The 7224-nt window shown below is 68.5% G+C and carries 6 protein-coding genes and 1 tRNA gene; 1 reads left to right on the plus strand and 6 read right to left on the minus strand.

All coding sequences use genetic code 11. From position 1 onward, the window contains the following. Window positions 1-20 precede the first annotated feature (20 nt). The 5 genes from AC4GYY_RS13360 to AC4GYY_RS13380 are packed head-to-tail and all read right to left on the minus strand — an operon-like array spanning window position 21 to window position 6627. A complete protein-coding gene (locus tag AC4GYY_RS13360; RefSeq protein WP_491121172.1) occupies window positions 21-1163 on the minus strand; it encodes a DSD1 family PLP-dependent enzyme in 1143 nt (380 codons plus the stop codon). After that, window positions 1160-2446, minus strand: a complete 1287-nt coding sequence (locus AC4GYY_RS13365; RefSeq protein WP_491121174.1) for a D-arabinono-1,4-lactone oxidase — start codon at window positions 2444-2446, stop codon at window positions 1160-1162. Before AC4GYY_RS13365 ends, AC4GYY_RS13360 begins: the two co-directional genes overlap by 4 nt. A gap of 16 nt (window positions 2447-2462) precedes the next feature. Beyond that, window positions 2463-3155 carry a TetR/AcrR family transcriptional regulator gene (locus AC4GYY_RS13370; protein ID WP_491121175.1) on the minus strand — a complete coding sequence of 231 codons (693 nt, stop codon included), beginning with the start codon at window positions 3153-3155 and terminating at the stop codon, window positions 2463-2465. Beyond that, complete coding sequence (locus AC4GYY_RS13375; protein ID WP_491121177.1) at window positions 3152-4330, minus strand: hypothetical protein; 1179 nt, start codon at window positions 4328-4330, stop codon at window positions 3152-3154. The genes AC4GYY_RS13370 and AC4GYY_RS13375 overlap by 4 nt, the downstream gene beginning before the upstream one ends. Beyond that, the gene (locus tag AC4GYY_RS13380) at window positions 4330-6627 is read right to left on the minus strand and encodes a TonB-dependent receptor (RefSeq protein ID WP_491121179.1); all 2298 of its coding nucleotides are present in this window, start codon (window positions 6625-6627) and stop codon (window positions 4330-4332) included. The genes AC4GYY_RS13375 and AC4GYY_RS13380 overlap by 1 nt, the downstream gene beginning before the upstream one ends. A gap of 165 nt (window positions 6628-6792) precedes the next feature. Between AC4GYY_RS13380 and AC4GYY_RS13385 the strand changes: the two genes are divergently transcribed. After that, complete coding sequence (locus AC4GYY_RS13385; protein ID WP_491121181.1) at window positions 6793-7059, plus strand: hypothetical protein; 267 nt, start codon at window positions 6793-6795, stop codon at window positions 7057-7059. An 84-nt stretch (window positions 7060-7143) separates the two neighbouring features. On the opposite strand, the gene AC4GYY_RS13390 is transcribed toward AC4GYY_RS13385, so the two are convergent. After that, window positions 7144-7220, minus strand: a tRNA-Met gene (locus AC4GYY_RS13390). Window positions 7221-7224 lie beyond the last annotated feature (4 nt).

The raw sequence follows: 7224 nt of genomic DNA on the forward strand, positions 1-7224 counted from the left end.
GGATCGGCGGCGGCGCGGTCTCACCGGGATCGTCCCCGCGCCGCGACCGGCCACAAGGCGATCAGCGTATCGCCTCGGAACACGTGATAGGTGTCGTAGAGGTTGACCGTCGGGTCGCAGTGCGGCGGGGTCAGCCGCACCATCGCGCCGAGCGCAGGCATCTCGCCCGGCCCCAGGATCAGGGCACCCTGCTCGTCTCCCATGAACAGGAAGCGCGAGCCCTCGGGCGCGCCCGCCGCGATCTGAGCGGGCTTGGCGTCGGTCGACATGGCCTTGAAGCCGGCGTCGACCGTCACCAGCCCGGGCGTGTTCGTGCTGACGACGCGCGTGTCGATGAACAAGGCGCTCGCGAACGTCTCCTCATCCGTCGCCGAGAGCGCGCAGGCGCGGTACTGATCGTCCATGAAGACGTAGCTGCCGACCTGGAGCTCGGTGAACAGATCCAGCGTCACGTCGATCCGGTGGGTGCCGGTGCCGCCGCCGGTGACGATCTGGGGTGTCCCGCCGCCCGCGTCCAATGCGGCGATGACGGTGCGCAGATACTCCGCCCGCTCGCGCATCGCCGCCTCGCGTTCGGCATAATCCTCGATATGCTGCTGGAGTCCGCAGTAGAACTGGACCCCCATGTAGCGCAGCGCGTCGGTCTCGCGGATCGCCGCGAGCAGCGCGACCGCCGCTTCGGGCGAGGCGACGCCGGTGCGGTGGATCCCGGGATCGACATCGATCACCACCGACAGCGGCGGGCCGCCCGTGGCCGACACCGCCGCCGCGATCGCCCGTGCATTTCCCGGGTGGTCGACCGCACAGATCAGCCCGTCGCTGCGCGCGTTGAGCGCGGCCAGGCGGGCGACCGCAGGGGCGGACACCACCGGCGAGGTGATGAGGAGCCCGGTCACCCCGGCGTCGGCCAGCACCTCGGCCTCGCCGATCTTGGCGCAGCACGCGCCGACCGCGCCCGCCTCGACCTGGAGCCGGGCGATGTCCGGGCTCTTGTGGGTCTTGGCGTGCGGACGAAGCGCGACGCCGTGCGCGGCCGCGAAATCGGCCATCGCGCGCACGTTGCGGTCCAGCGCGTCGGCGTCGATCACCAGGACGGGCGTGTTGAGGTCCTGGCGTGATCCCTGGCGCCCGATCAGATGGGCATGCAGCTCCTCGTCGGTCATGCGGCGAGCTCCCGCGCGGGGGGAATGTCGAACAGCCGGGCGAGATCGGCGTTGACGAACTTGGCGCCGGGATCGGCCTCGGCGCGGACGCGGAGGAAATCGGGCGTGCGCGGATAGAGCCGGTGGACGTCGGCGGCGTCGAGGGTGTGACGCTTCGCCCAATGCGGACGCCCGTTCGCTCCCGCGAGCACCGGCTCGACCTTCGCGAACAGCTCGCGCCACGGCATCGGCGCATATTGGTGGAACGAGATCGACGCGCCGGGGCCGCGGTTGAACGGGCTCAGCCACAGATCGTCGCCCGCCACCAGCCGGAACTCGATCGGGAACATGACGGGCAGGCGCCGCTTCCGGATGAAGGCGATCGTCTCGAGCAGCGTCGGGATCCCGTCCTCACGCGGCAGCTCGTACTCCATCTCCTCGAACGGGATCGTGCGGTCGGAGGGGAAGATGCGCCAGGCCGGGCCGGTCCGCACCTGGTTTCCGGCCGACATCCGCATCGCCAGCCGGTGGAGCCAAGGGATGGTCGCGGGCAGGCGCCGTCCGGCCTCGCAGAGCGTGCGGAACCTGCTCTCGTCGATGTCCTGCCCCGCATCGCCGTCCCCCGATCCTTCCACCGGGTGGAGCGTCTTGAAGATCACGTGATCCGAATAGGGAAAGAGGAAGAACTCGAAGTGGCGGGTCGCCGCCCCGAGCTCGCGCCAGCGCTCGACGATCTCGCCCAATGGACGCCGCTCGACCCGCTCCTCGAGATGATAAGCGGGCAGCACGTTGATCCGGATCCGCGTCGCGACGCCGATCAGCCCGAGCGACAGCCGCGCCGCCTCGAACAGCTCGGGGCGCTCGGTCGCGGAACATCGTGCGAGCGTTCCGTCGGCAAGCATCAGCTCGACCGCGATGATCTGGGTGGAGAGGCTGCCCAGATCGACCCCGGTGCCGTGGGTGCCGGTGGCGGTCGCGCCGGCGAGGGACTGCGGGTTCACGTCGCCCTGATTGATCAGCGACAGCCCTTCACGCCACAGCGCCTCGGTCAGCCGGCTGAGCCCCCAGCCGGCCGGCGCCCAGACCGAGCGGCGATCGGCCGCGATCTCGATCGTCGCCTGATAATCGGCCATGCTGACGAGCGTGCCGTCGGTCTCACACAGCGGCATGAACGAGTGGCCCGCGCCGGTCACGCGGAGCTTCGATGCGGCCAGCATCAGGCTCCGCAGTTCGCCCTCGTCGCGCGGCCGCGCCACCGTGCGCGGATGCGCGACGACACTTCCCGACCAATTGCGCCATTCCATGCCGGTACCCGCTCCTTCAGAAATTCGCGAAATAGTGTGCGAACATCAGGCACACCTCGTGATTGATCGCATCGGCGTCCCGGTCCGGCTCCTCGACGACCATCTCGATCGCAGCGTAGCTGAGTTCGACCATCATCCGCACCGCGATCTCGAGTCGTTGGCTGCCCACCCCCGGGTGCAGATCCCTCATCGCCCGGTGGAAATGCGCGGCGACCAGATCGCGTGACTGGAAGCGGACATCCTGGAGCGCAGGGACGGCGCGCAGCGCACGGCCGATCGCGACGCCGCCCGGGAAGTCGCGCTGGATCGCGACCATGCGTTCGTGGATCGCGACGCTGCTCGCCAGCCGTTCCTCGAAGGTGGCGCCGCGGAGGCCCCCGCCGTCGATCCAGGCGATCACCTGATCGTCCTGCGCGCGCATCAGCCGGGCGCCGAGCTCGTGCAGCACCGCATATTTGTTCGGAAAATAGCGGTAGAGCGCCGGCGGAGTGAGACCCGCATGCTCGCAGATGAGATTGGTGGTGAGCTGCTCGAAGCCGATGGTGCGCAGCAATTCGCCGGCGGTGACCAGGATCAGTTCGAACGTATCCTGCGCGCGCGCCTGGCGCGGCTGGACCTTGGTGCCGAGCGCGGGCCCGGTCCGCTGGCGCAGTTCCGCCTTCGCGCGGCGGCGGCGGCGCTGCGCCGGAGTGATCGCGGTATCGGTCATGCGGCCGGCGTGAGAGCGACGTGGCGGTGTGTCAAACGCACGATCGCGACCACTAGGATCGCCGCCAGCATCAACCCCGCGCCGAGCACCGCAGACCCGCGGACGTCCGCGTCGCTCACCAGCAGCGAGGCGAGGAACGGCCCGGCGCCGCACCCTAGGATCGCGACCCCGGACCCGTAGACCGCGGCGCGTCGGGTCGGATCGGCGTCGATCACCAGCGGGGTCATGAACGGGGCGGCGAACATCCACACAAAGCCGAACAGCGTCGACGCTGACAGGAACACCGCCGCCGAGGGAAGGCCGGCGAACACGCCCATCAACCCGGTCATCACGCCAAGGCAGCCGATCAGAACGGCCGACCAGGCCACCCGACCGGCGACCACGGTCGCGAGGAGCCCGCCCGCGACCTGCGCCGCCAGCGACAAGGAGACGGCCAGTTCGGCGGTGTGCTCCGGATGTCCGGCCTGGCGCGACAGCGGATCGACGTAGATCCAGACCGACAGGATCGCCGCGTTGAAGAAGAACGGCGCCGACAGCGCGAACACGCCGCGCGGACTCGGCAACCCGTTCGGCTCGTCCGCCGCGACCGGGAGCGGCGCGAAGCCCCGGGGCACCAGCGTCGCCGCCGCAGCGGCCGCGAGGCCGAGCGCGGCGAGGAGGCCGAACCCGACGTCGACGACGCTGGGGCCCTTCACCAGCGCCCCGAGCGCGGCGACGACGATCAGCTGCGCGAGGCCCTGGACGGTGAGATAGATCGCAGACCAGCGTGCCGGGCGCGGAGTCCGCACGATCGCGGCCGTCATCAGCCAGACGAGCGCGCCGCTCGGCACGCCGTTGGCGCCCCTTACGATCACGAGCATCCAGCCGTCGCAGCCGAGCGTCGCGAGGTTCAGCGCCGCGGTGAGGACGCCGCATGCGATCGTGAGCGAACGCAACCGCGACACTCCGACGACCGCGCCGGTGAGGCCGGCCGCCACCCCCATCGTCAGGAGCTCGAGCATCCCCGCCTGCCCCAGTTGCGCCGCGCTGAGCCGACCCTGCTGCTGGAGCGCGCCGAACAGCAGCGGCCCGACACCGGCGATCATGATCCCGACGACGCCCGCGAACAGGATCGCACCGAGCTCGCGCGCCGTCAGGCGAGGGCCGATCCAGCCGGCGTCGGGCGGAGGCGTCATCAGAGCCGCGCCTTCAGGTAGAGGCCGTAGGTTCGCGGTGGTCCGACGCTGAAGACGTCGAAGCCGAGACTCTCGATCGAGGTGATATCGGAGATGTTGGTCTCCTGCGCGATGTTCTTGCCCCACACGCCCAGTTCGAACCGGTCGCGATCGAAGCGCACCCCCAGGCGGGCGTCCAGATAGGCGCGGGCTGCATCGGTCAGCCGCGCCGTGTTGGCGGTGTCGAAGAAGACCTTGCTGCGGAACGACAGGTTCTCGGAGGCGACGACGGTCGCAAAGCCGACCGGATGCTCCCAGTTGAGCGACTGCTGGATCGAGATCCTGGGCGCCGAGGGCAGTCGATTGCCGGAATAGTCCGCGCCGGCAGAGACGAAGTTGCGATAGGTGGCGTTGAGGTAGGAGAAACCGAGTTCGGCGGTCAGCCCCCGCGACGGGCGCGCCTCGAGTTCGAGCTCGCCGCCGTAGACGCGCGCGGCGGATGCGTTGGTGAACACCTGGCGCGTGATGAGCCCGTCGATCTGGGTCGTGTAGACCTGGAGGTTCTGGTAATCGTAGAAGAAGGCCGAGACGTTGGCGCGCAGCGTGCGATCGAGCAGTTCGGTCTTGGCACCCACCTCGTAGGCGTTGACCGTCTCGTCCTTGAACGGTGAGACCAGCGCGGGATCGGCAGCCTGACCGGAGAAGAAACCGCCGCTCTTGGTGCCGCGGTTGTAGCTTGCGTAGAGATTGGCGTCCCGCGAGAACTTGTACTGGAGCCCGATCTTGCCGGAGACCGAGGCGAAGGTCTTGCTCTGGTCGAACGTGAAGATCGGTGCAGTGAGGAAATCGGCTTCGCTGACATAGTGAAAGCGCTTGCGGTCCGCGGAATAGCGCAGGCCGCCCGTGGCCGTCAGCGTGCCGGTGAGGTCGTAATCGACCTGGCCGAAGCCGGCATAGCTGTCCGTCTTCTGCGTCAGCGGCCAGGAGTATTTGCCGACCCCGAACGCCAGATTCTGTTCGGCGTCGTCGGACACGAAGTCCGGCAGGACATTGTAGAAGGAATTGTTGGCGATGAAATCGTGCGCGTAATAGGCGCCCAGGACATAGCGGAGCGGGGCTTTGTCGTTCGACTGTAGCCGCAACTCCTGGCTGAACGTGTTCTGCCTTGCCCGGTAACGCGCATCGATGATCGGCAGCGGGTTGGCGTCGGTCTCCTCGCGGTCGTCGCGGTCGGCGTGCTGATAGCCGGTCACCGACACGACCGACACTCCGCCCAGATCGACCGTCAGCGAGTTCGAGACGGTGAACAGGTTGACCTTGTCCTTGCCCTCGAACCGGTAGTCGCCTTCGTACAGATCGTTGCTGGTGTTCGCGTAGCCGAGGATGTTGGTGCATTGGCCGGAGGTGTAGAAAGCCGGCGCGCACAGCCCGTCCGCCCCGGTCGCGTCGGCGGTGGCGGGGAACAGGGTGCGGGCATAGGCCAGGATCGAACTGCCGCGCGATCGGCCGCCGCTGACGATCAGATTGTCGGTGACCGTGCTCGACGGCGTGAAGTGGACGATGCCGCGGCCGGCCCAGCGATCGGTGTTGTTGCCGCGATTGCCGGTCAGCCGGTTGACCGTATAGCCGTCGTCGCGTTGATAGACCCCGGCGACGCGGACCGAGAGCATGTCGCGGATGACCGGGACGCTGACGCCGCCCTGAAGATTGACCGAGTTGAAGTTCCCGTATTCGGCGGTGAGGTCCGCGGCGACGTCGTTGTCGGGCATCCGGCTGTTGATGTTGATCGCGCCGCCGGTCGTGTTGCGCCCATAGAGCGTCCCTTGCGGCCCACGCAGCACCTCGACCTGCTGGAGATCGAAGAAGGCGAGGCGCTGTGCCAGCGGCGAGGCGACGTAGACGCCATCCGAATAGATCCCGACCGCCGAGTTGGTGGCCGGATTGAAGTCGTTCACCCCGATGCCGCGGATGAAGATGCGCGGGTTCGCGCCATTGTCGTCGGTCTTGATCTGAAGCCCGGGCGTGACGTTCGACAAGTCGACCAGGTCGAGCACGCGACGCTTCTGGATCATGTCCGCAGTGAGCGCGGCGATCGCGATCGGCACGTCCTGGAGCTTCTCCGAACGACGCTGCGCCGTGACGATGATGTCTTCGGCACCTGCCGGCTCGGCCGCCTGCCCCTCGGTCCGGGCGCCGTCTTGAGCGAGGGGTCGGGCAGCGGCAGGCTGCGCAGCGGCCCGCTCACCAGCCTGCGCGCACACCGGGGTGGCCGCCGCGAGCGCCAGCGCGGACACATTCAAGCCGAGAACAGATTTCATCTCCACCCCTCCGACCGCATCGCGACTCGGATATGCTAGCGATCCCTATTCTTCTGGCAATGGGGTTGTGACGATGGTGGTGACGGTCCCGCTCACGGGCGCGCGATTGCGCGGCCCGTTCACGCACGACCGGGTTCGTCGATCAGGAACGATCCGACCCGGCCAATGCCCGTCGTCGGCTCCGTGCGCACGGTCGGCGACCTCGCTCCGCAAGCGGCGCCGATCGCGCTGCCGCGTCGATCGTGCGCCTTGTTGACCTGCGCTGCCCCGGGCACCGCCAAGGGCGAATGGGCGGTCCGATCGAACTGGGTGACCGCGGCAAGACGCCCCGCGAGCTCTGCCGGTCACGGTGACGATCGCGGCAGTACGGCCATCATCGCCGATCAGGTCGACAGCCCGGGCTTCGCGATTGCTCGGCGCTGGCAATCCTGACGCTTGGGACGGCCCATGGTGGACCAAGCCCGATCAGATGGCCGGGGACCGCGCCGCGGCGTGCTGGTGTTTGGGGATGTTGGGTGGTTGCGGGGACAGGATTTGAACCTGTGACCTTCAGGTTATGAGCCTGACGAGCTACCGGGCTGCTCCACCCCGCGTCAA

The sequence above is a fragment of the Sphingomonas sp. SP6 genome (assembly GCF_058313435.1).